The organism is Nitrogeniibacter aestuarii, assembly GCF_017309585.1.
Classification (GTDB): Bacteria; Pseudomonadota; Gammaproteobacteria; order Burkholderiales; family Rhodocyclaceae; genus Nitrogeniibacter; species Nitrogeniibacter aestuarii.
On the sequence record NZ_CP071321.1, the window covers coordinates 2099240 to 2124399 of the forward strand.

General features: G+C 62.5%; 20 protein-coding genes. 14 read left to right on the forward strand and 6 right to left on the reverse strand.

Going from position 1 to position 25160, the window contains the following annotated elements; translation table 11 throughout:
* Positions 1–57 precede the first annotated feature (57 nt).
* The 3 genes from J0W34_RS09660 (at position 58) to J0W34_RS09670 (ending at position 4996) form a co-directional block, all read left to right on the forward strand.
* A complete protein-coding gene (locus J0W34_RS09660) occupies positions 58–1047 on the forward strand; it encodes a PDR/VanB family oxidoreductase (protein WP_230971523.1) in 990 nt (329 codons plus the stop codon).
* Positions 1048–1097: 50 nt separating this feature from the next.
* Positions 1098–2168 (forward strand): aromatic ring-hydroxylating dioxygenase subunit alpha, encoded by a 1071-nt coding sequence (locus J0W34_RS09665; RefSeq protein WP_230971524.1) that lies wholly within the window; start codon positions 1098–1100, stop codon positions 2166–2168.
* Between the two features lie 1694 nt (positions 2169–3862).
* Positions 3863–4996, forward strand: a complete 1134-nt coding sequence (locus tag J0W34_RS09670) for a methyltransferase (protein ID WP_230971525.1) — start codon at positions 3863–3865, stop codon at positions 4994–4996.
* A 16-nt stretch (positions 4997–5012) separates the two neighbouring features.
* Here the strand turns inward: J0W34_RS09670 and J0W34_RS09675 are convergent, their stop codons facing one another.
* Positions 5013–5726, reverse strand: coding sequence for a response regulator (locus J0W34_RS09675; protein ID WP_230971526.1), 714 nt, complete (start codon positions 5724–5726; stop codon positions 5013–5015).
* Positions 5723–7801 (reverse strand): PAS-domain containing protein, encoded by a 2079-nt coding sequence (locus J0W34_RS09680; protein ID WP_230971527.1) that lies wholly within the window; start codon positions 7799–7801, stop codon positions 5723–5725. Before J0W34_RS09680 ends, J0W34_RS09675 begins: the two co-directional genes overlap by 4 nt.
* A gap of 215 nt (positions 7802–8016) precedes the next feature.
* On the opposite strand from J0W34_RS09680, the gene J0W34_RS09685 reads away from it, so the two are divergent.
* From J0W34_RS09685 to moaE, 7 genes are all read left to right on the forward strand, one after another.
* Positions 8017–9657 carry an acyl-CoA synthetase gene (locus J0W34_RS09685; protein WP_230971528.1) on the forward strand — a complete coding sequence of 547 codons (1641 nt, stop codon included), beginning with the start codon at positions 8017–8019 and terminating at the stop codon, positions 9655–9657.
* A 58-nt stretch (positions 9658–9715) separates the two neighbouring features.
* Positions 9716–9850, forward strand: a complete 135-nt coding sequence (locus tag J0W34_RS22220; RefSeq protein ID WP_265332577.1) for a hypothetical protein — start codon at positions 9716–9718, stop codon at positions 9848–9850.
* A 43-nt stretch (positions 9851–9893) separates the two neighbouring features.
* Positions 9894–11327 (forward strand): solute carrier family 23 protein, encoded by a 1434-nt coding sequence (locus J0W34_RS09690; RefSeq protein WP_227814727.1) that lies wholly within the window; start codon positions 9894–9896, stop codon positions 11325–11327.
* 135 nt (positions 11328–11462) lie between these two features.
* Positions 11463–11966 carry a molybdopterin-guanine dinucleotide biosynthesis protein B gene (mobB, locus tag J0W34_RS09695; RefSeq protein WP_227814726.1) on the forward strand — a complete coding sequence of 168 codons (504 nt, stop codon included), beginning with the start codon at positions 11463–11465 and terminating at the stop codon, positions 11964–11966.
* Positions 11963–13162 (forward strand): molybdopterin molybdotransferase MoeA, encoded by a 1200-nt coding sequence (locus J0W34_RS09700; protein ID WP_230971529.1) that lies wholly within the window; start codon positions 11963–11965, stop codon positions 13160–13162. Before mobB ends, J0W34_RS09700 begins: the two co-directional genes overlap by 4 nt.
* Before the next feature lie 9 nt (positions 13163–13171).
* Positions 13172–13426, forward strand: coding sequence for a molybdopterin converting factor subunit 1 (gene moaD / locus J0W34_RS09705; RefSeq protein ID WP_227814724.1), 255 nt, complete (start codon positions 13172–13174; stop codon positions 13424–13426).
* A gap of 2 nt (positions 13427–13428) precedes the next feature.
* On the forward strand, positions 13429–13893 hold the full coding sequence (gene moaE / locus J0W34_RS09710) for a molybdopterin synthase catalytic subunit MoaE (protein WP_230971530.1): 465 nt from the start codon (positions 13429–13431) through the stop codon (positions 13891–13893).
* Positions 13894–13971: 78 nt separating this feature from the next.
* On the opposite strand, the gene J0W34_RS09715 is transcribed toward moaE, so the two are convergent.
* Positions 13972–14499 (reverse strand): phasin family protein, encoded by a 528-nt coding sequence (locus J0W34_RS09715; RefSeq protein ID WP_227814722.1) that lies wholly within the window; start codon positions 14497–14499, stop codon positions 13972–13974.
* 276 nt (positions 14500–14775) lie between these two features.
* Here J0W34_RS09715 and clpB point away from each other — a divergent pair, with 276 nt between their 5' ends.
* The gene (clpB, locus tag J0W34_RS09720; RefSeq protein ID WP_227814721.1) at positions 14776–17370 is read left to right on the forward strand and encodes an ATP-dependent chaperone ClpB; all 2595 of its coding nucleotides are present in this window, start codon (positions 14776–14778) and stop codon (positions 17368–17370) included.
* 59 nt (positions 17371–17429) lie between these two features.
* On the opposite strand, the gene J0W34_RS09725 is transcribed toward clpB, so the two are convergent.
* Positions 17430–18725, reverse strand: a complete 1296-nt coding sequence (locus tag J0W34_RS09725; protein ID WP_227814720.1) for an N-acyl amino acid synthase FeeM domain-containing protein — start codon at positions 18723–18725, stop codon at positions 17430–17432.
* Between the two features lie 236 nt (positions 18726–18961).
* The gene (locus J0W34_RS09730) at positions 18962–19777 is read right to left on the reverse strand and encodes a substrate-binding periplasmic protein (RefSeq protein WP_230971531.1); all 816 of its coding nucleotides are present in this window, start codon (positions 19775–19777) and stop codon (positions 18962–18964) included.
* A 308-nt stretch (positions 19778–20085) separates the two neighbouring features.
* Here J0W34_RS09730 and J0W34_RS09735 point away from each other — a divergent pair, with 308 nt between their 5' ends.
* The 3 genes from J0W34_RS09735 to J0W34_RS09745 all read left to right on the forward strand — a co-directional run bounded on the left by J0W34_RS09735 (position 20086) and on the right by J0W34_RS09745 (position 21775).
* Positions 20086–20523 (forward strand): GFA family protein, encoded by a 438-nt coding sequence (locus tag J0W34_RS09735; protein ID WP_230971532.1) that lies wholly within the window; start codon positions 20086–20088, stop codon positions 20521–20523.
* A gap of 138 nt (positions 20524–20661) precedes the next feature.
* The gene (locus J0W34_RS09740) at positions 20662–21138 is read left to right on the forward strand and encodes a GNAT family N-acetyltransferase (RefSeq protein WP_230971533.1); all 477 of its coding nucleotides are present in this window, start codon (positions 20662–20664) and stop codon (positions 21136–21138) included.
* Between the two features lie 4 nt (positions 21139–21142).
* Positions 21143–21775: a MarC family protein gene (locus J0W34_RS09745; protein WP_230971534.1), complete on the forward strand. Its 633-nt coding sequence runs from the start codon at positions 21143–21145 to the stop codon at positions 21773–21775.
* Positions 21776–21794: 19 nt separating this feature from the next.
* On the opposite strand, the gene J0W34_RS09750 is transcribed toward J0W34_RS09745, so the two are convergent.
* Positions 21795–25121: an EAL domain-containing protein gene (locus tag J0W34_RS09750; RefSeq protein WP_227814715.1), complete on the reverse strand. Its 3327-nt coding sequence runs from the start codon at positions 25119–25121 to the stop codon at positions 21795–21797.
* Between the last annotated feature and the right edge of the window lie 39 nt (positions 25122–25160).

Here is a 25160-nt window from a genome sequence, read left to right on the forward strand (position 1 = left end):
TTTACTCAATACAAAAACCGGCACTGAGCGAAAAGCCCAGGCCCAACGGAGACAAACATGACGCAAGCCACCGATACGGTATTGGCGGACGACTGGATCGAGGTGACTGTTCACCGCAAGCATCCCGCCGCCCAGAACATTGCCTATCTCGAGTTGCGCCGGCCCGACGGGGGTGAGCTGCCCCCCTTCGAGGCGGGTGCCCATATCGACCTTGCCTTGCCCGGCGATATCGTCCGGCAATACTCCCTGTGCAACGATCCGGCGCAGCGCGATCGATACGCCCTGGGGGTGCTCCTGGAGGCCTCGGGCCGGGGGGGATCTCGCGCCGTGCACGAGCAGGTGTGCGAAGGCGATGTGCTGCGCATCGGCCGGCCGCGAAACCTGTTCCCGCTGGTCGAAGGGCGCCACGCCATCTTGCTGGCCGGCGGTATCGGCGTGACGCCGATCCTGGCCATGGCCGAAACCCTCAATCGTGAAGACCGCTCCTTCGAGTTGCACTACTGCGGGCGCAGTGCCGACCGGATGGCCTTCCGCGACCGCATTACCGATGCTCCTTATGCCGTCAGATCGCGTTTCTACACCGACGACGCGCCGCCGCTGGAGCGTTTCGACGCCGAGGGCGTACTGCCCACAGCCGACCCCGGGGTGCATGCCTATGTGTGTGGGCCGGCGGGCTTCATCGACCATGTGGTCGGCACGCTGCGCGCCAAGGGGTGGCGCGACGACAACATCCATTTCGAGAGCTTTTCCGCCCCGGCGCCCGTGGTCGATGGCGCCGCGTTCGAAATCCAGCTCGGTATTGACGGCCCGCTGGTTGCGGTCCAACCGGATCAGTCGGTTGCCCAGGCGCTGATCGCAGCGGGTGTCGATGTGCCGCTTTCGTGCGAGCAAGGTATCTGCGGGACTTGCGCTATGCGTGTGCTCGATGGCACGCCCGATCACCACGACATGTATTTCACCGAGGCCGAGAAGGCCGCCAACGATCAATTCACCCCGTGTTGCTCGCGATCACTCAGCCCCCGGCTGGTGGTCGATGTGCCGCGCTGACATGCCGCACACCCCATTGCATTCACAAATAAACCAAAGAGGAGACACCCATGGAAAACCCGCAACCCTTTCTGATGAACACCTGGTATGTGGCCGCGCTGTCGAGCGAGGTCGATGGCGAGGCCCTGTTCAAACGCAAGATCCTCAATACCTCGGTGCTCATCTATCGCACGGAAGACGGCACTGCCGTTGCGCTGCATGACCGGTGCCCGCACCGTTTTGTGCCCCTGTCGATGGGCCGGCGCGAAGGGGACACGGTGGTGTGTCCCTACCATGGTCTGAAGTTCGACTGTACCGGCAAGTGCACCCACAACCCGCACGGCAACCAGAAGATCCCCGAGGCCGCGCGCACCCGCAGTTTCCCGCTCGTCGAGCGCTATGGGTTCCTGTGGATCTGGATGGGCAACGAAGCGGCCGACCCGGCGACCATCCCCGACTACAGTCCGCTGGACGAGGGTCATGAAAACGGTGTGGCCTACACCTACATGTACCCCAAGGCCAACTACCAGCTCATTCTCGACAACGTGATGGACCTGTCCCACATCGACCATGTGCACGGCGAGATCATCACCACCCGCGGCAAACTCTCGCCGCTGGTGCCGCAACTGCGTGAAACGGCCGCGACGGTCGAGGCGCGCTGGGAGTGGGCGCAGCAACCGGCCATGCTCATCTTCAACCAGTTCCTGCCCGACCCGGACGCTGAGGCACGCCACTTCTTCGACATCACCTGGGCCGCGCCGGCCAACATCCAGCTCTCCGTCGGCGCCATCCAGGGGCCGGGCGCGCTTGATCTGGAACACTGTGTCGGCCAGTACGACCTGCACACCTGCACACCGGAAACCGCCGACACCACCCACTACTTCTTTGCGACACGCCGCAACCATATCGAGGAAGACGGCGAGTACAACACCATGAAGATCCAGGCCATGCACGATGCCTTCATGACCGAAGACGGCCCGATCCTGGATGCCGTGCATGAGGAAATGGGGACGGATGACCTGTTCGGTCTGAGCCCGGTGCTCATGAGCAACGATGTGGCGCCGGTGAAGGTGCGTCGGCATCTGAAGCGCCTGATCGAGGACGAGCAGGCTGCGCAGGCTGGCATCAAGAAGAGCGCCTGATTCGTTTCGGAGATTTTCCTCGCTCTCGTTTCAAGCCCGCTGCCCGCGGGCTTTTTTTTGCTCGCTCGCGAAGGCGTGGCCGGTACCGTTGCGGTGCTGGTCTCACCCCGGCCGATGGCGATTCATCTCTGCACTACGTCACGCATGAGTTCAGTGTTGAATCGGAACACCATTTCAATCTCGTTATGCCGCTGGTTTCGCCCTGAGGGGCGACCTACTTTCTTGGCGCGCAAGAAAGTAGGCAAAGAGACGCATCCCGCTTTTCGTGGCCCTTCGGGCTCCCCTCGCTGCCCGAACGCTCAGCAGGTGACTTCGCCAACTCGCCCTGCGGGCTCAGACAGCGAAGTCACTTTTTCTGCTGATCATTCGGACGACTCGGCACGACAGAGGGATTGGGGACGTGCCAACCTGAAACGCATTTCCGATCTGGAAGGATGATCCCGTCGTCGCTGCGCTCGGCCGGGCTACGCCCCCACCACAATGGCACGGTCCGCTGCGCCCTCGATCGCGCCAATCGTCAAGTGCCGGGGGCGGATCAACGGGCTTCGCTGTTTGAGCCCGAGAGGGCGAGTTGGCGAAGCACGCCGCCACCGGGGGTTGGCGGTTGGGCATCGCCGAAGGCGACGCGACCGTGGGCTGTGCTTCTTTGCGCACTTTCTTGCACAAGCAAGAAGGTGCGGCGCCCGCCGGGGCGAAACCCGGCCGATGGCGATTCATCTCTGCACTACGTCACGCATGAGTTCAGTGTTGAATCGGAACATCATTCCAATCTCGTTATGCCGCTGGTTTCGCCCTGAGGGGCGACCTACTTTCTTGGCGCGCAAGAAAGTAGGCAAAGAGACGCATCCCGCTTTTCGTGGCCCTTCGGGCTGCCCTCGCTGCCCGAACGCTCAGCAGGTGACTTCGCCAACTCGCCCTGCGGGCTCAGACAGCGAAGTCACTTTTTCTGCTGATCATTCGGACGACTCGGCACGACAGAGGGATTGGGGACGTGCCAACCTGAAACGCATTTCCGATCTGGAAGGATGATCCCGTCGTCGCTGCGCTCGGCCGGGCTACAGTCCCACCAGAATGGCACGCCCGCTCCGCCCTCGAGAGCGCCAATCGACAAGCCCCGGGGGCGGAAACACGGGCTTCGCTGTCTGAGCCCGAAGGGCGAGTTGGCGAAGCACGCCGCCACCGGGGTTTGGCGATTGGGCATCGCCGCCAGGCGACGCGATCATGGGCTGTGCTTCTTTGCTTACTTTCTTGCACAAGCAAGAAAGTACGGCGCCCGCCGGGGCGAAACCCGGCCAATGGCTGTTCATACCTGAACGACCTCACCCATCAGTTCAATGCTGAGTCGAAACACCATTTCATTCTTGTTTGGCTGCGGCTTTCGCCCTGAGGGGCGACCTACTTTCTTGGCGCGCAAGAAAGTAGGCAAAGAAGCGCGTCCCGCTGTCGTGGCCCTGCGGGCTCCCCTCGCTGCCCGAACGCCCGGCAGGCGGCTTCGCCAACTCGCCCCGTTGGGGCCCAGACAGCGAAACCGCTTTTTCTGCAGGACATCCGGACGACTCGGCACGACGGAGGGATTTGGGCTCGCCGCGCTGACACGATGCTGGTTCCCCGGCGTTCCCGGGTCGAGAGCGGTCTTGCGGCGCCTGGATGCCGGCCCTGTAGAATGCGCGTTTGCATTGTGCGGGGCATGGATCGTGAGCGAATTTTCCGAGTTGAACTGGACCGACGGGGCCGGCGAGCATCATGCCCGCTGGCAATCGGCGGCCGGCTTGCCTCCGCCCAAACGCGTGCAGGTGGTCGGCGACGAAATGCGCGCTGATGAGGCCTGGCGGCTGGCCTGCGAGGGCACGGCACTGCTCTGGCAGGGCGATTTTCAGAATGCCCGCCAGTTGCTCAGTGCGATGGGGCGGCGCGTGGATCGAAAGAAGCGCAAGCCGGCCGACGGCGAGGCCCCGCTCTTCCCGCATGCCTTCCATCTGTATCGGCAGGCCCAGGCCCAACGGGCACGCACACTGGGGCAACTGCTCGTGCCCATGACGGCGGACTACCGCATCGAGCTCAGGCGCGCGCCCGAGGTGGCCGATGCCTGTCTTGCCGCGTGGGGTGTGTCCGACCAACCGCTGGTGGTGTCGCTGCGTGAATTGCTGGGTGCGGTCGGCGCGCATCAGTGGCAGCTCAAGGGCGTTGAGGTGCCGGCGCTGGGCGCCCGGATCCACCCGGTGCACGGTGTGTTCTCACCCGTGCGCGGCGAGTATGTAACGTTGGTGGCCGAGGCGCCGCTGCCGGCCACGGACCTGGCGTTCGATGTCGGCACCGGGACCGGCGTGCTCGCGGCCGTGCTGGCGCGGCGCGGGGTCAGACAGGTGGTGGCCACCGATACGAGTGATCGCGCGCTCGCCTGTGCTGCCGATAATCTTTCCCGGCTGGGGCTGGCGGAGCAGGTGCGGCTGGAGCGGGCTGACCTGTTTCCCGAGGGGCAGGCCTCTCTCGTCGTGTGCAATCCGCCATGGGTGCCGGCCAAGCCCACCTCGGCCGTGGAGGCGGCGGTCTATGACCCCGACAGCCGGATGCTCAGGGGTTTTCTTGAAGGGCTGGGGATGCACCTTGCGCCGGGTGGGGAGGGCTGGTTGATTCTGTCCGACCTGGGCGAGCATCTGGGCCTGCGCACACGCGAGACCTTGATGGGCTGGATCGACGCGGCGGGCTTGCGCGTCATTGATCGGGTCGACACCCGACCCGGGCATGGCAAAGCGAGTGATGCGAACGACCCCTTGCATGCAGCGCGTGCGAAAGAGGTGACGAGCCTGTGGCGTCTCGCGGTGCGCTGAATACCGCCCGGCGTGCTCAGCTCCAGGTGACGTTGGCCGAGAACAGGTAGCCGGCGCCGTACACGGTCTTGATGATCTTTGCGTGCTGCGGGTCTTCTTCGAAGCGGCGCCGGAGGCGCGAGACGCGCAGGTCGATGCTGCGATCGAGCGCGGTGACGTTGCGCCCGTCGAGCAACTGGTCGCGCGACAGGATCTGGTTGGGGTGTTCGAGCATCACCCGCAACAATTGCGCCTCGGCCTGACTGAGGTTCGTTTCTTCGCCCGAGGGGCTCACCAACAGGTAGGTGGAGAGGTCGAAGCGCCAGCCGGCGAATTCGGCGCACTGTTCTGGCTTGAGTTCAGGGCTGGGGGCGCCCTGGTAGCGGCGGATCACGCTGCGCACACGGGCAATCAGTTCGCGCGGCTCGAAGGGTTTGGTCACATAGTCGTCCGCGCCCATCTCGAGACCCAGCACCCGGTCGTGCGAGTCGTCGCGACCGGTGACGATCATCAGGCCGAAGCGGTGCTCGGCGCGCAGGGGGCCGACGATCTGCAGGGCGTCCATGTCCGGCAATTGCAGATCGAGGATGACCAGATCCGGCGATTCGCTGCGCAGCTGCCGGAGAAAGGCGCCCCCGGTGTCGAAGCAGCGGCAGCGGAAATCGTACTTGTGCAGCGCGCGTTCAATGAGCTGAGAGACGCCGGGATCGTCGTCGACCACGAACACCAGCGGCATCGGGCACTGGCTCATTGGGTCTCCCGTTGCCAGGTGGGGGCGTCGGCGCCGAGCACCGCCTGCAAGGCATCGCGCAGCTGCAGACGGCTGAATGGTTTGGGCAGCACGCGGGTCAGGCGGTCGTCGTCTTCGGTGTGCTGGTGTTCAGCATAGCCGCTCATGAGCAACAGGGGCAGGCTGGGTCTCAGCCGCCGGGTGAATCGCACCAGATCAAGCCCGTTCATGCCGCCGGGCATGACCACGTCGCTCAGCACCAGGCCGATGGCCGGGACTCGTTCGATGATGTCGGCCGCTTCGTTGCCGTTCTCGGCTTCGAGAACGTGACAGCCCAGTACCGCCAGATGCTGGCGCACCACCTTGCGCACGTTGGCCTGGTCTTCGACCAGCAGGACCAGCAGGTTCTCGATGTCGGTTTGCGGCTGACTGGCCGATGAGGCCGGGGCGGCAGCCAGTGATGTCTCGACCTTGGGCAACAGCAGGGCCACGGTGGTGCCCACGGCCTGCCGGCTGCGGATGCGCACCCCGCCCGCGGACTGCTTGACGAAGCCATAGACCATCGACAGGCCCAGGCCGCTGCCCATGCCGAAACGCTTGGTGGTGAAGAAGGGTTCGAAAACACGATCGAGGATGCTGCCGTCGATACCGGTGCCGTTGTCGGTGACGGCGATCTGGACGTATTCGCCCGGTGCGATTTCCAGATCGTTGGCGGCCGGGCCGTCGAGGGTTTCCAGCGAGCACTCGATGTCGATCTGCCCGCCGTTGGGCATGGCGTCACGGGCGTTGAGGGCCAGGTTGAGGATGGCGCTCTGCAGCTGGTGCGGTTCGGCGCGGGTCATGAGGTCGTCGTCGAGCGAGCGGGTACTCACCTGAATCGACCTGGGCACCGAACGGCGGATCAGTCGGGCGATGTCGAGGACCAGTGCATTGACCTCGACTTCCATCGGCTCGCTGGCTTGCTGGCGCGAGAACGTCAGCAGGCGTTGGATGAGGGCAGCACCGCCCTCGGCCGCCGACATGGCAGGCACCACGTATTCCTCGATCTCCTCGGCCTCGGGCATGGCATCGCGCAGGCCGGTGAGATTGCCCATGACCACCGTGAGCATGTTGTTGAAGTCGTGTGCCAGGCCGCCGGTGAGCTGGCCGATGGCTTCCATCTTCTGTGCATGCGCGAGGGCGTTCTGCGTGCGGCGCTGGTCGGTGATGTCCACCGAATGAACGAAGCAGCCGAGCACCTTGCCGTCGGCGTCGAACTCCGGCAGCAGGGTGCTGCGGGCATAGAGCCGGGCGCCGTCGGGGCCGAGCTTGCTGTATTCGTAGGTGACTTCGGCGCCGGCGAGCGAGGCGCTGATGTGGGCTTCAAGCGCATCGGCCAGAGCCTGTCCAATGACCTCGGGGATCGGCGCATCCACCATGGCTTCGACCGTGCGGTCGAACCACTCGGCGTAGCGCTTGTTGGCGTATCGATAGACGCGCTTGTGATCGAAGTACGCGATGTGCGCCGGGATCGTATCGGTGATCTGGCGCAGGCGTGATTCGCTATGGCGCAGGGCGACGGACATTTCCTGCTTGTAGGCGAGTGCTTCGCGCAGCTCGCGGTTGCTGCGCGTCAGGGCCTCGGTGCGTTCGGCAATATGCGCTTCGAGCGTGGCCTGGTGCTGGGTGAATTCCGCTTGCTGTTGTTCCAGTTCGGTGATGTCCGAATACAGGGTGATGAAGCCGGCGTGGGGCAGCGGATAGCCGCGGATCAGCAGCACGGTGCCATCCGGCCGGCGACGCCGGGTCTCGTGAGCGCGAAAGGTTTCGGCGTCGGCGACCCGGCGGGCGACCAGTTCATCGATATCGCCCGGGCCGTATTCCCCGCGTTCGGCATTGTGGCGGATGAAGGCTTCGAAGGGCGTGCCCGGCACGGCCAGCGTGTCGGGAAAGGCGAGCAGGTCGAGAAAGGCCCGGTTGCAGGTGACCAGTCGCAGGTCGGCATCGAAGACCGTGATGCCTTCCGAGATGTGGTCGAGCGCTGCCGAGACCATCTCGCGATAGCGCGAGTCGGTCACCTGGGGGCGCGACATTGAATCGGGCAGGGCGTGGGCCATGAGTGATCTTGATTCGACTCGGTTGTCTTTTGGCGAATTCTAGCCGGTGTTTTTGCCCCTCTGGGCTGCCCGACAAGATTCAGTACATTTCGCGCAAATTCACGACAAGGTGTTTGGGCATCCTGCTCAGCGATTCGCCGAAAGAGCGGATGCGACCGACTCCAAGGCGCAACATCACGACAACCAGAACAGCCGAAAACAGGAGGGGGAATACGGTGTCAGGCAATCCCTATGCCCAAGGGCTGGAGAAAAACTCCGCCAATTTCGCGGCGCTCTCGCCGCTGAGTTTCATTGAACGATCCGCCAGCGTCTATCCGACGCGTCCGAGCGTGGTGCACGGCACCCGTCACTTCACCTGGGCGGAAACTTACGCCCGCTGTCGCCGTCTGGCCAGTGCCCTGTCGCAACGCGGCATCGGCAAAGGCGACACGGTGGCCGTGATGCTGCCCAACGTGCCGGCCATGTTCGAGGCCCACTTTGGCGTGCCCATGGTCGGCGCCGTGCTCAACACGCTCAATACCCGTCTGGACGCTGAAGCCATTGCCTTCATGCTTGCGCACGGCGAAGCCAGGGTGGTGCTGACCGACCCGGAATTTGCCGGCGTGATCGGTCAGGCGCTCGACATGCTCGAGGGCCCGAAGCCACTGGTGATCGACGTGCTCGACCCGGAATATCCGGGCACCGACCGTCTGGGCGAAATCGAATACGAAGAGTTCATTGCCGACGGCAAGGCCGACTTTGTCTGGCAGCCGCCCGAAGACGAGTGGGATGCCATCGCGCTCAACTACACCTCGGGCACCACCGGCAACCCGAAAGGCGTGGTCTATCACCATCGTGGCGCGTATCTCAATGCGGCCTCGAACATCATCAGCTGGGGCATGCCGGCGCACGCGGTCTATCTGTGGACGCTGCCGATGTTCCACTGTAACGGGTGGTGCTTCCCCTGGACCATGGCGGCCAACGCCGGTCTGAACGTCTGTCTGCGCAAGGTGGACCCGGCGCTCATCTTCGAGCAGATCCGCCGGTACAAGGTGAGTCACATGTGCGGCGCACCGATCGTGTACGGCATGCTCATCAACGCACCCGAGCAACTGCGCGAGGGGATCGAGCACACCGTGAGCGGTCTCATTGCGGGCGCTGCACCTCCCGCCGCCATCATCGAAGGCGCCGAGTGCATGGGCTTCGATATTACCCACGTGTATGGCCTGACCGAAACCTACGGCCCGGCTTCGGTGTGTGCCAAGCACCCGGAGTGGGACAGCCTGCCCATCGATCAGCGCGCTGAGCGCAATGGTCGCCAGGGCGTGCGCTACCACATGCAGGACGCCATCACCGTGATGGACCCGCTGACCATGACTGAAGTGCCGGCCGATGGCGAGACCATGGGCGAGATCATGTTCCGCGGCAACATCGTGATGAAGGGTTACCTCAAGAACGAGAAGGCCTCGAACGAAGCCTTTGCCGGGGGCTGGTTCCATACCGGCGATCTGGCCGTGCTGCATCCGGACGGCTACGTGAAGATCAAGGACCGCTCCAAGGACGTGATCATCTCCGGCGGCGAGAACATCTCCTCGCTCGAGGTGGAAGAGGCGCTCTACCGGCATCCGGCCGTGATGACGGCAGCCGTGGTCGCCAGGCCGGACGAGAAGTGGGGTGAAGTGCCTGCGGCCTACATCGAGGTGAAGGAGGGCGCCGACGTGACCGCTGCCGACATCATCGAACACTGCCGCGCGCATCTGGCGCGCTACAAGGTGCCCAAGCACATCGAATTCTGCGTCTTGCCCAAGACATCGACCGGCAAGATCCAGAAGTTCGTGCTGCGCGAACAGGCACGGAGCGCATCAGCGATCGATTGACCCCCGAGCGCGACGCCGGGTCGCCGTTTCGGCCCGGCCGCGCAACAGGAATCCAGACATGACGAACACGCAGTTGGCACCCCCCGGTGCCAGGGCATCGCTTGGCTTGCTGGCCGGCGCATTGCTCCGGGTGACCGGGTTCTGTGCGATCGCGCTGCTGCTCGCGGCGCCTGAGGTGTTCCGTTTTTCATAACGTCACCGGTGTGGCGGAGCGGTGTTAAAAAGAGGAGAGACTTGTGGCTATCACACGTAAGGAAGGGGCCGAACAGCCCTACTGGCCAGCCGGCCCGTTCAAGATTCGATTGCCCTTCATTCACTATCGCTGGGAGTACCCGGAGATGGTGCAGGGCCTGATCATGTTCGTGGTCGGTCTGGCCATGATCCCGTTGCTTCAGAAATATCTCGGCATGCCCTACGAAGCGGCACTGGCATTCTGCGTGATCGCCGGCATCGGCTACATGCTGCCGGCACTGCTGGGGGTGCCGCTGGTGCCGGGCTGGATCACGCCCGCCATCCCGGTGGTGATTCTGTTCCTGCAAGGTTTCGAGCCGGGGCCCGAAGCCATCAAGGCCATGTTCGCCCTGCAGATCGAGGTGACCATCATCTTCCTGTTCCTGGGCATTACCGGCCTGGGGAACAAGCTGGTCACGGTGATTCCGAACTCGCTCAAATCGGGCATCATCATCGGCGCCGGTATCGCCGCCATGATGGGTGAGCTCAAGGCGGGCGGCCGTATCGACAACACGCCGATCTCGCTGATCATCGGTTCGATCGTGTGTGCCTACGTGCTGTTCTCCATGTCCTTCAAGAGCATTCTGGAGAAGAACGTCTGGGCCAAGCGCATCTCCAATTTCGGCATGGTGCCGGGTATGGTGCTGGCAATGCTGGTGGGCTGGGCCGTGGGCGAGTATCCGCTGCCGGACATCCAGTGGGGAATCACCCAGCCGGATTTCGCGCTCATGTGGCAATACCTGGTGTTCAGCACCGGCATGCCCGATGCCAGCACTTTCATGCTGGCCATCCCGACCGCGCTCATCGCCTACGTGATTGCCTTTGGTGACATCGTGGTGGGTTTCACCCTGGTCAAGCGGGTGGATCATCTGCGCAAGGACGAGAAGATCGACGACAGTGTCACCCGGGTGCACCTGGTCACCGCCATCCGCAACGCGATCCACGCCTTCTTCGCGCCGTGGCCGGGGCTGGCCGGTCCGCTCTGGACCGCCGCGCATGCCACTGTTGCCGAGCGCTATGCCCTGGGCCGCAAGGCGATGGACTCCATCTACAGCGGTGGCGGCACGTTCTGGATCGTGGGCTTCTTCGCCCTGTTCCTGCTGCCGCTGGTGAGCATCTTCAAGCCGGTGCTGCCCATCGCCCTGTCGCTGACCCTCGTGCTGACTGCGTACATCTGCATCATGGTCGGCATGGAAGAGCTGAAGAACTCTACCGAGCGCGGCGTGGCCGGCATCGTGGCCGTGACCCTGGCCATGCCCGATCCGAAGTCCACCGTCTATGCGGTGGTGATCGGCGTGGTGCTGTACTTCCTCATCGAACGCGGCCATCACATCGGCAAGCGTGAGAAGGAAGACCTTTCCATTCTGGCGGATTCCACCGCAGATCTTGAAGCGGGGGACACCCATGGACGCAGTGCCGCCGGGGCGCGCGCCAACTGACAAATGATTACCTCCCCTCGCTAAAGAGGTTTAGCGGCGCCCCTGTGGCGCCGTTTTTTTGTCCGCGCTCAACGGAACCTCCCGTCGCTTCGCGGTATCCTAAGGCCCCTGCAAGCTTGGTTCTGGATATATCAGTTGAAGGTTTTCGGCATCGCCGGCTTTTCGGGCTCCGGCAAAACCACGCTTCTCGAGAAGCTCATTCCCGAATTCAATGCTCGGGGCCTGCGCGTCTCGGTCATCAAGCACACCCACCATCGCTTCGATCTCGACAAGCCGGGGAAGGACTCCTGGCGTCATCGCGAAGCCGGTGCCGAAGAAGTGCTCGTGCTCTCCGGCGACCGCTGGGTGCTGATGCATGAGTTGCGCGGCGCCCCCGAGCCGAGCCTGAACGAGCAGCTGGCGATCATGTCAGACGTGGACCTGGTACTCATCGAGGGCTTCAAGGCAGCGCCGGTGCCCAAGGTGGAGGTGCATCGCCCGTCAAACGGCAAGACACCGCTCTGGCCGGACAACCCGCATGTGGTGGCCGTGGCCACCGACGGCAACATTGAAGCGCCACTGCCTGTGCTCGACCTGAACGATCCGCAGGCCGTTGCGCAGTTCATTCTCGATTACGACATGAAGGCATTCACATCATGAGTCTTCTGAGCTTTACCGAAGCGCGTGAAGCGCTGCTCAATCATGCAAAGCCGGTGACCGGCACCGAACTGGTCAGTACCCTGACCGCGGCGGGCCGGGTGCTTGCCGAGGGCGTCAGCTCCGGCGTCAACGTGCCGCCGATGGACAACTCGTCCATGGATGGTTACGCGGTGCGCAGGGCCGACGTCACTGCCGTGGGTGCCCGGCTTCGGGTGGCACAGCGAATTCCGGCCGGCTCGGTCGGGCGCAGGCTGGAACCGGGCACGGCGGCGCGGATCTTCACCGGGGCCCCGGTGCCCGAAGGCTGCGACGCCATCGTGATGCAGGAACTGGTCGAGCGCGACGGTGACGACGCGATCATCAATCACGTGCCGCACGAGGGAGAATGGATCCGCCGGCTGGGTGAAGACATCATGGACGGCGCCGAGATCCTCTCGCCCGGAACGCGTCTTCGCGCGCAGGAGGTCGGCCTCGCTGCGTCGGTTGGCGTGCCGGCCGTATCGGTGCATCGCCGCCTCAGGGTGGCCATCTTTTTCACCGGTGACGAACTGGTGATGCCCGGTGAGCCGCTGCACGAAGGCGCCATCTACAACTCCAACCGCTTTGTGCTAAATGCCTTGCTCTCGCGCATGGGCTGCGAGGTGACTGACCTGGGGATCGTGCGCGACACCCTGGACGAAACCCGCGCCGCCTTGCGCACGGCCGCACAAGGCCACGATGTGATCATCACCTCGGGGGGCGTCTCGGTGGGTGAGGAAGATCACGTGAAGCCGGCGGTCGAGGCCGAAGGCTCGCTCGATCTGTGGAATATCGCCATCAAGCCGGGCAAGCCGCTGGCGTACGGCACGGTGGGCGAGGCGTCCTTCATCGGTCTGCCGGGGAACCCGGTATCAACCTTCGTGACCTTCCTGCTGCTGGTGCGCCCCTTCCTGCTGCGGTGTCAGGGGGTGGCCGACGTGCTGCCGCGGCCCATCGAGCTGCGTGCCGATTTCGACTGGCTCAAGCCGATTCGCCGGCGCGAGTTCTTGCGCGTCAAGGTCAATGGCGAAGGCGGGCTCGACCTGTTCCCCAACCAGGGCTCGGGCGTGCTCACGTCCACCAGCTGGGCGGACGGACTTGCCGAGGTGGCGCCGGAAGTACCGATCCGCCGTGGCGAGAGCGTCGGTTACTATCCTTTCTCCGAACTGATCGATTGAGTTGTGACGATGAGTATCAAGCTGCTTTATTTCGCGAGTCTGCGTGAATCCCTGGGTCTGGCCGATGAATCGCTGGATCTGCCCGAGGGTGTCGACACGGTGGGTGCATTGCGCGCGCACCTGTCGGGCCGCAGCGAAACCTGGGGGCGACTCGCGCCGGGTCACAATGTGCGCGCGGCCGTCAATCAGGCCATGGCGGGTGACGACGCGAGCATCAAGGCGGGTGATGAAGTGGCCTTCTTCCCGCCGGTGACCGGAGGTTGATCATGCGCATGGTCAAGGTTCAGGAAGAAGACTTCGATGTGGGCGTGCTGGCGCGCGAGCTGTCGGCAGGGCGGACGGACATTGGCGCAATCGCCACCTTCGTCGGTCTGGTGCGCGGGGCCAGTGACGGCGTCGAGGAAATGACGCTCGAACACTACCCGGGCATGACCGAGAAGTCGCTGCTCGACATTGTCGACGAGGCCCAAACGCGCTGGCAGCTCATGAGCACGATCGTCATTCACCGCGTCGGTGCGCTGCAACCGGGCGAGCAGATCGTCTATGTGGGCGTCGCCTCCGGGCATCGGGGTGAGGCATTTGCCGCCTGCGAGTTCATCATGGATTACCTGAAAACGCGCGCGCCTTTCTGGAAGAAGGAAAAGACGCCCGATGGGGCGCGTTGGGTCGATGCCCGTGATGCCGACGACTCGGCTGCCGAGCGCTGGAATGATGTCGAAGCGCGGCGCTGAGCACGCATGAAATGCCAGGCATGAAAAAGGCGCCCCGAGGGGCGCCTTGCCATTTGCGCGGGGTAGAGCGCGTCGGGCTTACTTGCGGCGCGTGGTGGTGCGCTTGGTCGCAGCGGCGCTCATGCCGGTGAAGGCTTGCATGGCGTCGGTGGAGGCCTTGGTCATCTGTTCGAATGCGCTGCGAGCGGTGTCCATGGCGGTCTGGATCGCGCCCATGGCGTTCTGGTCGGTGATCGGCATACCGGCGAACATCTTGTTGAAGGTCTCGAAGACGTCCTGACCACCCGAGGTCAGGGACTCGCTCACCATCTTGCCGACTTCGGACTGCGACTGCGCAGCGACTTCAGCGATTTCGCGGGCGCACGCGAGCATGCGCTCGGTGGTGTTCTGAGCATATTCGGTGCGGAGGCGGAGCATGTCCTGCGGGTCCTGCGTCGTGGTCATGGCCTTGGCATTGGCCACGCCGTCTTCGAACAGGGCCTTGGCCGTCGCAATCTGAAGCTCCATGATGCGCTGGGAGTTTTCGATGGACATTTCTGCCAGGCGCATTGCGGCTTCAATGTTCTTGCGTTGCAGCTCGTTGAATTGCTCGGTCTGTTTGCTCATAGTGATTCCTCCACTCGCTCAAGGTTGCTGGCTAATTCAAGTCGTTTTGTGCGGTGTAGCAGATGAAACGCTCGATTGCCAGAGTTTTGTGTTACGGCGACACAGTAACACATTGGAAAAACTCGAAATATTGAGACAGATCATATTCCCAGTGATTTAAACAACTGTTTGTTGCAATGCAGCAACACTTTGCCGGGCCGTCTGCTGCTGCGTGCTTGAAATGTGCTCCGACGACCTCATGTATGACGCAACCGGATTTCTTGAAGGATGCTCGACATGCGTTTCGACAAACTGACAACCAAGTTTCAACAAGCCCTGTCCGATGCGCAGAGCATCGCGGTGGGCAACGATCAACAATTCATCGAGCCGCAACATCTGCTCCTTGCCATGCTTGGACAGGATGACGGCAGTACCGTTTCATTGTTGCAGCGTGCCGGTGTCAATACAGGGCCACTGAAGGCGTCGCTGCAGCAGGCCATCGACCGATTGCCGAAAGTGGAAGGCCATGGTGGCGAAGTGCAGGTGGGGCGCGACCTGGGCAACCTGCTCAACCTCACCGACAAGGCTGCACAGAAGGCAGGCGACGCATTCATTGCCAGCGAGATGTTCCTGCTCGCTCTCGCGGATGACAAAGGTGAGAGTGGTCGCCTGCTCAAGGAGCATGGCCTGACCAAGGGCGCGCTTGAGCAAGCGATTGCCGCAGTGCGAGGCGGGCAGAACGTCGGCTCGCAGGACGCCGAAGGTCAGCGCGAGGCCTTGGGCAAGTACACGCTCGACCTGACCGACCGAGCCCGTCAGGGCAAGCTCGATCCGGTGATTGGTCGGGATGACGAGATCCGTCGCGCCATCCAGATCCTGCAGCGCCGCACCAAGAACAACCCGGTGCTCATCGGTGAGCCGGGCGTGGGCAAGACCGCGATTGTCGAAGGGCTGGCCCAGCGCATCGTCAATGGCGAGGTGCCCGAGACGCTCAAGGACAAGAAGGTGTTGTCGCTCGACATGGCCGCGCTGCTGGCCGGCGCGAAATACCGGGGTGAGTTCGAAGAGCGCCTGAAGGCGGTGCTCAAGGAAGTGGCTCAGGACGAGGGTCGGATCATTCTGTTCATCGACGAGATCCACACCATGGTCGGGGCCGGCAAGGCCGAAGGTGCGATGGACGCAGGCAACATGCTCAAGCCGGCACTGGCCCGCGGCGAGTTGCACTGCATCGGCGCGACCACGCTGGACGAGTACCGCAAGTACATCGAGAAGGATGCTGCGCTGGAGCGCCGCTTCCAGAAAGTGCTGGTCGACGAGCCGAGCGTGGAGAGCACCATCGCCATCCTGCGCGGTCTTCAGGAAAAGTACGAGATCCACCACGGCGTGGATATCACCGACCCGGCCATCGTGGCCGCGGCCGAGCTGAGCCATCGCTACATCACGGATCGGTTCCTGCCAGACAAGGCCATCGACCTGATCGACGAGGCGGCCTCGCGCATCAAGATGGAGATCGACTCTAAGCCGGAAGTGATGGACAAGCTCGACCGACGAATGATCCAGCTGAAGATCGAGCGCGAAGCCGTCAAGAAGGAAAAGGATGAGGCCTCGCAGAAGCGTCTCGGCCTGATCGAGGATGAACTCGACAAGCTGCAGCGCGAGTACAACGATCTGGAAGAGATCTGGAAAGCCGAGAAGGCGCGCGCCCATGGCTCGGCGCACATCAAGGAAGAGATCGATGCCATTCGTGCGCAGATGGCCGAGCTGCAACGTCAGGGCAAGTTCGAGCAACTGGCTGAACTGCAGTATGGCAAGTTGCCGCAGCTCGAAGCCCAGCTGAAGGATGCGGAGCAGGCCGCCGCGGGCGATGCCAACACGCCCAACAAGCTGTTGCGGACCCAGGTGGGCACCGAGGAGATCGCCGAGGTGGTCTCGCGGGCGACCGGCATCCCGGTCTCCAAGATGATGCAGGGCGAGCGCGACAAGCTGCTCAAGATGGAAGACAAGCTGCACGAGCGCGTGATCGGTCAGGACGAGGCGGTGCGCCTGGTGTCCGATGCCATCCGCCGCTCGCGGGCGGGTCTGTCGGACGAGAACCGCCCGTACGGCTCCTTCCTGTTCCTCGGCCCCACGGGCGTGGGCAAGACCGAACTGTGCAAGACCCTGGCGGAGTTCCTGTTCGACTCGGAAGAGCACCTCATCCGTATCGACATGAGCGAGTTCATGGAGAAGCACTCGGTGGCCCGCCTGATCGGTGCGCCCCCGGGGTATGTGGGGTATGAGGAGGGCGGTTACCTGACCGAGCAGGTGCGCCGCAAGCCCTACTCGGTGATCCTGCTCGACGAGGTCGAGAAGGCGCATCCGGACGTGTTCAACGTCTTGCTGCAGGTGCTCGACGATGGCCGCATGACCGACGGTCAGGGGCGCACGGTGGACTTCAAGAACACCGTGATCGTGATGACCTCCAACCTGGGTAGCCAGATGATCCAGCAGATGCAGGGCGACGACTATGGCGTGATCAAGCTGGCCGTGATGGCCGAGGTGAAGACCTACTTCCGCCCCGAGTTCATCAACCGGATCGACGAGGTGGTAGTGTTCCACAGCCTGGACGAGAAGAACATCGCCAACATCGCGCGTATCCAGCTCAAGTATCTGGAGAAACGTCTGGCCCGTCTGGAAATGGGGCTGGAGATGACCGACGCGGCGGTAGCCAACGTGGCGGAGGCGGGCTTCGACCCGGTGTTCGGTGCGCGCCCGCTCAAGCGAGCGATTCAGGAGCGCATTGAAAACCCGATGGCCAAGGCCATTCTGGAAGGCGAGTTCGCAGCCAAGGATGTGATCAAGGTCGATGTCGAAGGCGGGAAGATCGTCTTCGCCAAGGGCGAACCGGCCTGACCGGCATGTCAACGAAAACGGGACCCCGCGTGGGTCCCGTTTTTTATGGCCGCCGAAAATCAGACGAAGCGGGTGGCGTCGTCCATCTCACCGAAGGTTCTCGCCTTGCCCAGCGCGGCCACAAACTTGCGCCAACCCAGATCGTCTTCGTCGATACGCATCAGCACGATGTGCTTGTCCTGCGAGCCCAGTCGCAGCACGGTCACCATCATAACCGACCAGTCGTTGGCGCCCATTTCGATAATGACCGTGCCCGTTGCACCAACGGGTAGCGGCGTTTGGGCGCGTGCGCGAAAACCGGACGCTGATGCTTCGAAAACCGTAAACGGGAAAGTCCGTCGGATGCCGAACAGGCGGGTCGAGAACTCGCCGGGACAGACCACCGAGAAGCGGCGGTGTGTGCGGCGGCGCATTTCAGAGCGGGGCGCATCGTCCGGCACCGGAGGGAGCACGCTCTTGTATTCGGGCAGATCGTAAATCGAATGCAGCAGCATCAGTTCGCGCAGCTTCAGATTTGCGAACGCCTGGGTCTTCTGATTGAAGAAGTAGTCGATCAACGCGGGCACCATGACCGGATCGGTGGTGGTGTAGAAGCGCTTGGACGGCCAGATGATGTTCTTGAGGGTGATTTCGGTGAAATACCGGAACAGGTTTTTTTGCGGTGGCAGGCCGCTGTAGCGACGCTCGAAACGCGTCAGGGCAGCGTCCAGATCCAGATGAGCGCCAACGGCCGGTGCTCCATTGACGAAATCGTAGTGCGCCACCGGTTTCTGTTTAAGGCGCTTGAAGCAGAGAATGGCTTCGTAAAAGCCGATGTGACGCGGATTCACCGCAATGACCAGGTGTCGCGTATCGAACTGCTTGGTCGCATATTCGTACATGAACTTGAGCATCGGCATGAGAATGCGGCCGCTGGCCGAGCGAAACTTCCGGTCGATCGCCAGCGCCGAGACTTCGGCGATCTGGCCACCCGATTCACGGATGTCCGCCAGGTCGAAGACCCGCTGCATGGGAAAGCCCATGGCACTTTCACGCACCAGCGAAATCGTGCCGACAACGCGACCGCCATAGCGGCACAGCAAGGTCGAAGTGGTCGGCAATGCGTGGTAAACCGTCGCGCGCATCTCCGACGGATCCGGCTTCATGAATCCGGCATCGACATAGGCGTCGTGCAAGAGCCTGAAACACGCTTCGAGTTCCTCGCGGGTTTCGGCCAGCTTCAGAACGATTTTGGGGGAGGGGTTGTCATCGCAGCGGATCGCTCGGCTGTAGGCAGCAAAGCGCCATCGGGCCGGAAGTCTTTCGAACAGCGGTCGGAGCGCAACTCTGGCGAGGCGCTGCAAATGTTTTTTCATTGATTGGCGCAGTCAGACCGCGCATTATTTTGTCGAACGATTGTATGACTATAGGGCCTGCACAGCGCACCGATTGTACAAAACCTGAGCGATCGTCGTTGAAGTAATCGAGACGATTCGACACATTGTTGGCACTACGGACGAAGCTGCCTGCCGGATTTCTACTCACGCGGGATGTGCACGCTGCATGAAAAAAGGGGCGACGTGCGCCCCTTTGCCTTGATGTACGGCTTCGGTCAAGGCGCAAGGCGCTTGACGCCGTGCTCGGCAAAGATGCGATCGAGCGTTCCATCGGCAGCCATTTCGGCGATTGCCTTGTCGAGTGCGCCGGCCAGGTCTTCAAATTCGGATTTGACGGCCAGACCGAACTCCCAGCCCGCGGGCGGAACGCGCCCGGGTAAAGGCGCGATCTCGACGCGGAAGCCCTCGATCTTGCTCATGGCCGCCTGGGCCTGGCTGCCCAGTGAAAGCACCGCACTGATCTTGCCGGCCTTCAGATCGCTGAATGCTTCGTTCATGTCCTCGTAGTGGTGAATGTCGTTGGCGCGATGTCCGCCAAACGGCGTGGCCAGCAACGACGAGCCCATCGAGTCGATCTCGACGCCGACCGGTTCGTTGTCGAGCACGCCCATGTCTCGCAGCTCGGGGACGCGCTCGAGATTGCGGGCGATCTGCAGGGTATCGCGGAAGTAGGCGCCGAAAATCTTCACTTCCTTGTTGCGGTTGGCGAACATGGGTTCGGTCGGCACATGCAGCATCACATCGGCCGGGCCGTAGCCCAGGAGGGTGCCGCGCCACACCATGTTGCGCAGATCGTCGTCCATGCTCTCGTCGGCATCGAAGGGGAGAAACGAGACTTTCACACCGAGACGCTCGGCGAGCGCCTTGGCTATATCCACGTCAATGCCTTTCTGTTCGTCCGAGAACGGGGCGAAATCTTTATAGACGGCCACCGTGAGTGTGCCGGAACTCTGAACGTCTTCCAGTGAGCGGGCCTGGGCGGTGCCACTCAGGGTCAGGGCGGCCAGAAGGCTGGCGATCAGGTACTTCATTGTTTCTGTCTCCTCGCGTAACCGGGTTGGTCACTGGGTCAGATGGTCGCCCGCGCCAAAAGTGCCCGCAATGGTCGCGTGCCCGGCCACCAGCGGGCACTTTGCCCGGTTTGGTCTGGACGTTGAGTGATCAGGGCGTCTCACATCCCCCGGATAGGGCTGATTTGCGCTGCGGTGCAGCAGATAAAACAGTTGCTCTGAACATGCAGCTCTCCTATCTTGATAGGACTTGTTCAGTGACAGGACGCGCTTACGAAGCCGGCCGCGCTGGGCAGGACCAACCCCATTGACAATCAGGAGACAAAAGAATGTCGACCAACCAAACAGGTGGCTGCGACCACGTGCACACGCACCTCAAAGCTGGACCGATCGATAATCACACCTGCCACTGCTCCGTGTGCAAGGGCGTCACGGGTCAGGACACGACGCACGTGGTGTTCTTCCGGCACGCGGACGTCGAAGTCGACAACCCGTCGTTGCTCAAGCGCCAGCCCTTCAATGCGAACAACCCTGATGGTCCGCTGGAGCTGTGCACCTGCGGTACCTGCGGTGCGCCGATCATGCTCGACGACAAACAGCATCGTATTCGCGTCATCGTGCCGAACCTCATGGGTTACGATCCGGCCAGCATGCCGGCAACCTATCACGCCTTCTATGATCCGACGACAGGTGTGCCGAAGCCGTCGGACGGTCGTCCGGTCTATGAGGCACTGCGTCCGGATTTCGTCTGGCCGCAGCCGTCCTGATTCCGTCAGGAACGATCCATCGCGGACAAACGCCACTTCTCAGGAAGTGGCGTTTTTCTTTTCGATACCTCAACTTCGGTTGCCCCTGACCCCGCGCATGCTGGATGATGAGGGCTCTTCAGCCACCCATCCGCGCTTGTGACCTCACCCGTAATTCAGATTACCCAGGCCACCAAGGAACAACTTCCCGAACTGGCGGCCTTGCTTGGATGCCTGTTCGGGCAGGAGCGCGAGTTCGAGGCCGATAACGCACGTCAGCTGGCGGGACTGGAACACATTCAGGCGCATCCGGAGATGGGGGCCATCCTGGTGGCAACGCACGACAGTCGCGTTGTGGGTATGGTCGTCGTGCTGTTTTCGGTGTCGACCGCGCTTGGTGGGCAGGTGGCGACACTCGAGGATCTGATCGTTCAACCACAGGCCCGAGGGCGTGGCGTCGGTAGTGCCCTGATCGAAGCCGTTGTGGACACTGCGGTGGCACGCGGGTGCCTGCGCGTGACGCTGCTGACCGATGGCGACAACCGCAGAGCACAAGCGCTGTATGCCCGTTTCGGTTTCCGTGCCTCATCCATGCTGCCCATGCGTCTGCTGATGCCCCTGGGTCGAAAGGACTGATTCCATGGCAGATCTGGGGCACCAGCTGATTTCGGTTTTCTTCGGTTATTTCGCCATCATGAATCCACTGGCGAACACGGCCGTGTTTGTCGGTCTGACCGATGGACTCGGCAATACGGCACGTCGTCACATTGCGACCCGGGCACTGGCACTCACGTTCGGCATCGTGTTCGTGTTCGCAGCGCTCGGGAAGACGATTTTTCACTTCTTCGGGGTCGGGCTGCCCGCTTTGCGCCTGACCGGTGGCGTACTGGTTTTCATCATCGGCTACCAGATGCTGCATGGTGAAGGCTCCAAGATGCATTCAAGTGGTGATGTCGACAACGACGCGGACGATAACCTGGCCGTGTCTCCACTGGCCGTACCCTTGCTCGCGGGGCCGGGGACGATTGCCACGACCATGAGCTTTGCTGCGGAAGGTGGCTGGATGAATGTCAGTGTCACTGTCGCAGTCTTCGCTCTGATGTGTCTCCTGACCTGGGTGTGCTTCGTCTATGGCGAGCGTCTGCTGGAGCGGATCGGGACCAGCGCCTTGCAGATCGTCACCCGGCTGATGGGATTGATTCTCGCGGTCATCGGCGCCCAGATGCTGATCGATGGTGTGCGTGGCGCATTTGCCTTGGCAGGCGTCGATTGACGCCGCATTTGCATGCGGCTCAGGGGCTGGGCAGGGCCGCTCTTCCGCGATAGCGGGATCGGTCATCGATGAGCGCATGCAGGTGGTTGAGCATGTCTTCGCTGCGTTGGTTGATCCGCTCGAGCAACGCGTCCATGGTGTCGTCATCGTGTCGACCGACCTGATCCACGATGTCATGGCTCAATGCATGAATGTCTTCATGGAGCGACTGGATCCTGTCCAGATCAGGCACCGTGGTGGCATTCTCCTGCATGTGCGACAGCCACTGGCCAAAGCGGCATCCCTGAGCGTTGATCTCGGGGCGCTCGTTCGTTGCGCGCAGGGCGTAATGCTCAAGACGCTGAAGCCATGCACGGTGCTCGGCGGCCGCATAGAGCATTTCGATGTCCTCCCGGCGCAAGCGGCCGGTGTTCATCCAGGCCTCCGGCGCCCGCCACTGACGCGACCAGGCCATGAGCCCGTGTGCCGGCATCGGGCGGGCAATGGCATAGCCCTGGGCGCAGTCGCAACCGAGCTGGAGCAGCAGCTTGCCGTGTTCGACACTCTCGACGCCTTCTGCAATCACTTCGCGATGGAACGCCCGCGCCAGACCCAGTACGCCCTCGAGGATCGATAGATCGCCCGGGTCGTGCAGCATGTCGCGCACGAAACTCTGGTCGATTTTCAGCACGTTGACCGGGAGGCGTTTCAGGTAGGTGAGACTCGAATAACCGGTGCCGAAGTCGTCGAGCGCGAATCGAACGCCCAGATTCGCGCAGGCCGAGAGCACTGAGGACACGCGTTCGATGTCTTCGAGCGCGCTGGTTTCGAGCACTTCCAGTTCGAGTCGCTTCGGCGGTACGTCCGGGTGTGCCTTGAGCAGCGCGTCCAGACGGTCGACAAAATCAGCCTGCTGAAGATGGTTGGCACTGATGTTCACGCTCACAGGCAGATCCAGGCCGTGGGTTCGCCACTGGGCGATCTGGTTCAGGGCCGTATCGATGACCCAGTCCCCCAGTTCGCTGCCGGCACGATGATTCTCCACATCAGGCAAGAAGGTGCTCGGACCGAGCAGACCGAGTTCCGGATGTACCCAGCGGATCAGCGCCTCGGCGCCCACCAGGGTGCCATCGCGTAAATTGACCTTGGGTTGATAGTACAGAACGAGTTCCCCATGCCTGATGGCCCGGCGAATGCGTTCGATGTTTTCATGGCGACCACGCACCGCGCGGTCCTGCTCGGCATCGAACACGTGGAAACGGTTCTTGCCCGACTGCTTGGCCTGATACATGGCCTGGTCGGCCTGGCGGATCAGCTGATCCGAGTCCAGATCGGTCTCGCCCACGAAATGCACCAGCCCGATGCTGCCGGAGACCTGATAGGTGCTTTCCTCGAAGTGGATCGATTCGCTGATCACATCGAGCACACGCCGCACCAGCACCTGTTGCCGGTCGCCTCCAGGCGGGTCGAACAACACGATGACGAACTCGTCACCGCCGACACGGGCGACCGTATCTTCTTCGCGCAGAACCCGCTTGAGACGGTTGGCAATCTCGATCAGTACGCGGTCTCCCTCGTCGTGACCGTGAGTGTCGTTGATCTGCTTGAAGCCATCCAGGTCGAGGTAGGCGAGGCCGATCTGCAGGTTGCCGCGGCGCGCCCGGGCCATGGCCTGGCCAAGCCGGTCCACCAGCATGACCCGGTTGGGCAGGCCGGTGAGATCGTCGTAGTAGGCCAGGTGCTCAAGCTTGCGTTCGTATTCCTTTTGACGGCTGATGTCGGTGAACACCGCCACGAAGTGCGAGGTGTGACCATCCTCGTCCTGAACGCCAGCGGCAGTCAGCAGCTGCGGAAAGATGTCGCCATTCTTGCGGCGGTTGTACATCTCGCCTTCCCAGACGCCTTTTTCATGCAAAGCCTGCCAGAACGTGGTCAGGTTCAGGTCCGGGTTATGTTCGGTCTCGAGCAGTTGTGCCTTCTTGCCGATCGCTTCGGCCCGGGAATAGCCGGTGATGCGTGAGAACGCTGTGTTCACATTGACAATCTCGCCATCGGCGTTGGTGATGATGATCGCCTCGCGCGCGTTGGCAAATACGCTGGCCGTCAATTGGAGTTCGAACTGGCTTTCCTTGGTGGCGCTGATGTCGATCTGGATGCCGGAGATCTGTCGCGGCGTGCCGTCGGCCGCCCGTTCGATGATCTTGCCGCGCTGGAGTAACCAGACCCAGTGACCGGCCTTGTGGCGCATGCGGATTTCACAGGTGTAGTGGTCGACAGCGCCGTCCAGATGCGCCTTCATGAGCGCCCGGGCACGACGGAAGTCGCTTGAATGACTCAGGGCCCGGCAGCGTTTGAGATCGATGGGGGCCAACTCGTCGGGGCCATAGCCGAGCATGGCACTGAAGGTCGCGTTCGTGGTCAGGCGGCCGGTGACAAAGTCCCACTGCCAGGTGCCGGCCCGGGTGCCCTCGATGATGCCTTCCAGGCGCGCCTGATGCCGGGTGAGTTCGTCCGTCTTGCGTCGAACCACATACCGCAAGCGCATGTTGGAGAGCAGGATCAGGACCGTCAGTGCCAGGGCACCGAGCACATAGGGCCACAGGCTGAGCCAATGGATTCGCTGGGTCTGCAACGGCGCACCCAGCCACTTGGCACTGATGCGTTCAAGGGCGCCGCTGGCGCGCGCGCGCGCAATGCCCTTGTCGATGATCGACTGCAGCAGGTGGTTGCCTTCGATCACTGCCATCGAATTCTGGCCGACGTAGAGCGGCTCGCCGACCCGCTTCATCAGACTGTTGAGATTGTTGCGGTACAGAAAGTGGAGGACGATCTGCTCGTCGCCGATCAGCGCGTCGGCCCTGCCTTCCAGCACGGCCTGGCTGGCCTCCTCGAAACTGCTCGTGGGCACGAGCACAAAACCGACGCCCTTTTCCTTGAGGAAATGTTCGGCGTAATCGCCACGCTGGATGGCGATTCGCTTCCCGGCCAGATCGTCCAGCCCGGTAATGTCCGGTCGATCGGCAGCAACGAACAGGGTCGCGGGGATTTCATACACGGTTTGTGTGAAATCAAAGGTCCTGTCGCGGGCTTCACTGAAGAAGAAGCTGGTCAGGACGTGGGCCGAGCCGGCCTGGATGGCCTTTTGCGCATCCATGAAATTGGTGTCGCGAAACTCAGCGTGAAAGCCGAATTCGGTGCTGATCCAGCTGGCCAGTTCGACCATCATCCCGCTCCGGGCGCCGGTGACCGGGTCGATGAATTCGAAAGGGGGGTAAGAGGTCTGGCTGATGAAGACCACGGGGCCGCCCTCGGCCAGAAACTGCTGTTCCTGATCATTGAGTTCGGTGTCGATGCGCGAACGCGCCACGGCCCCAGTCGCGAGGCACAGGGTCGTGGCGGTGAGTAT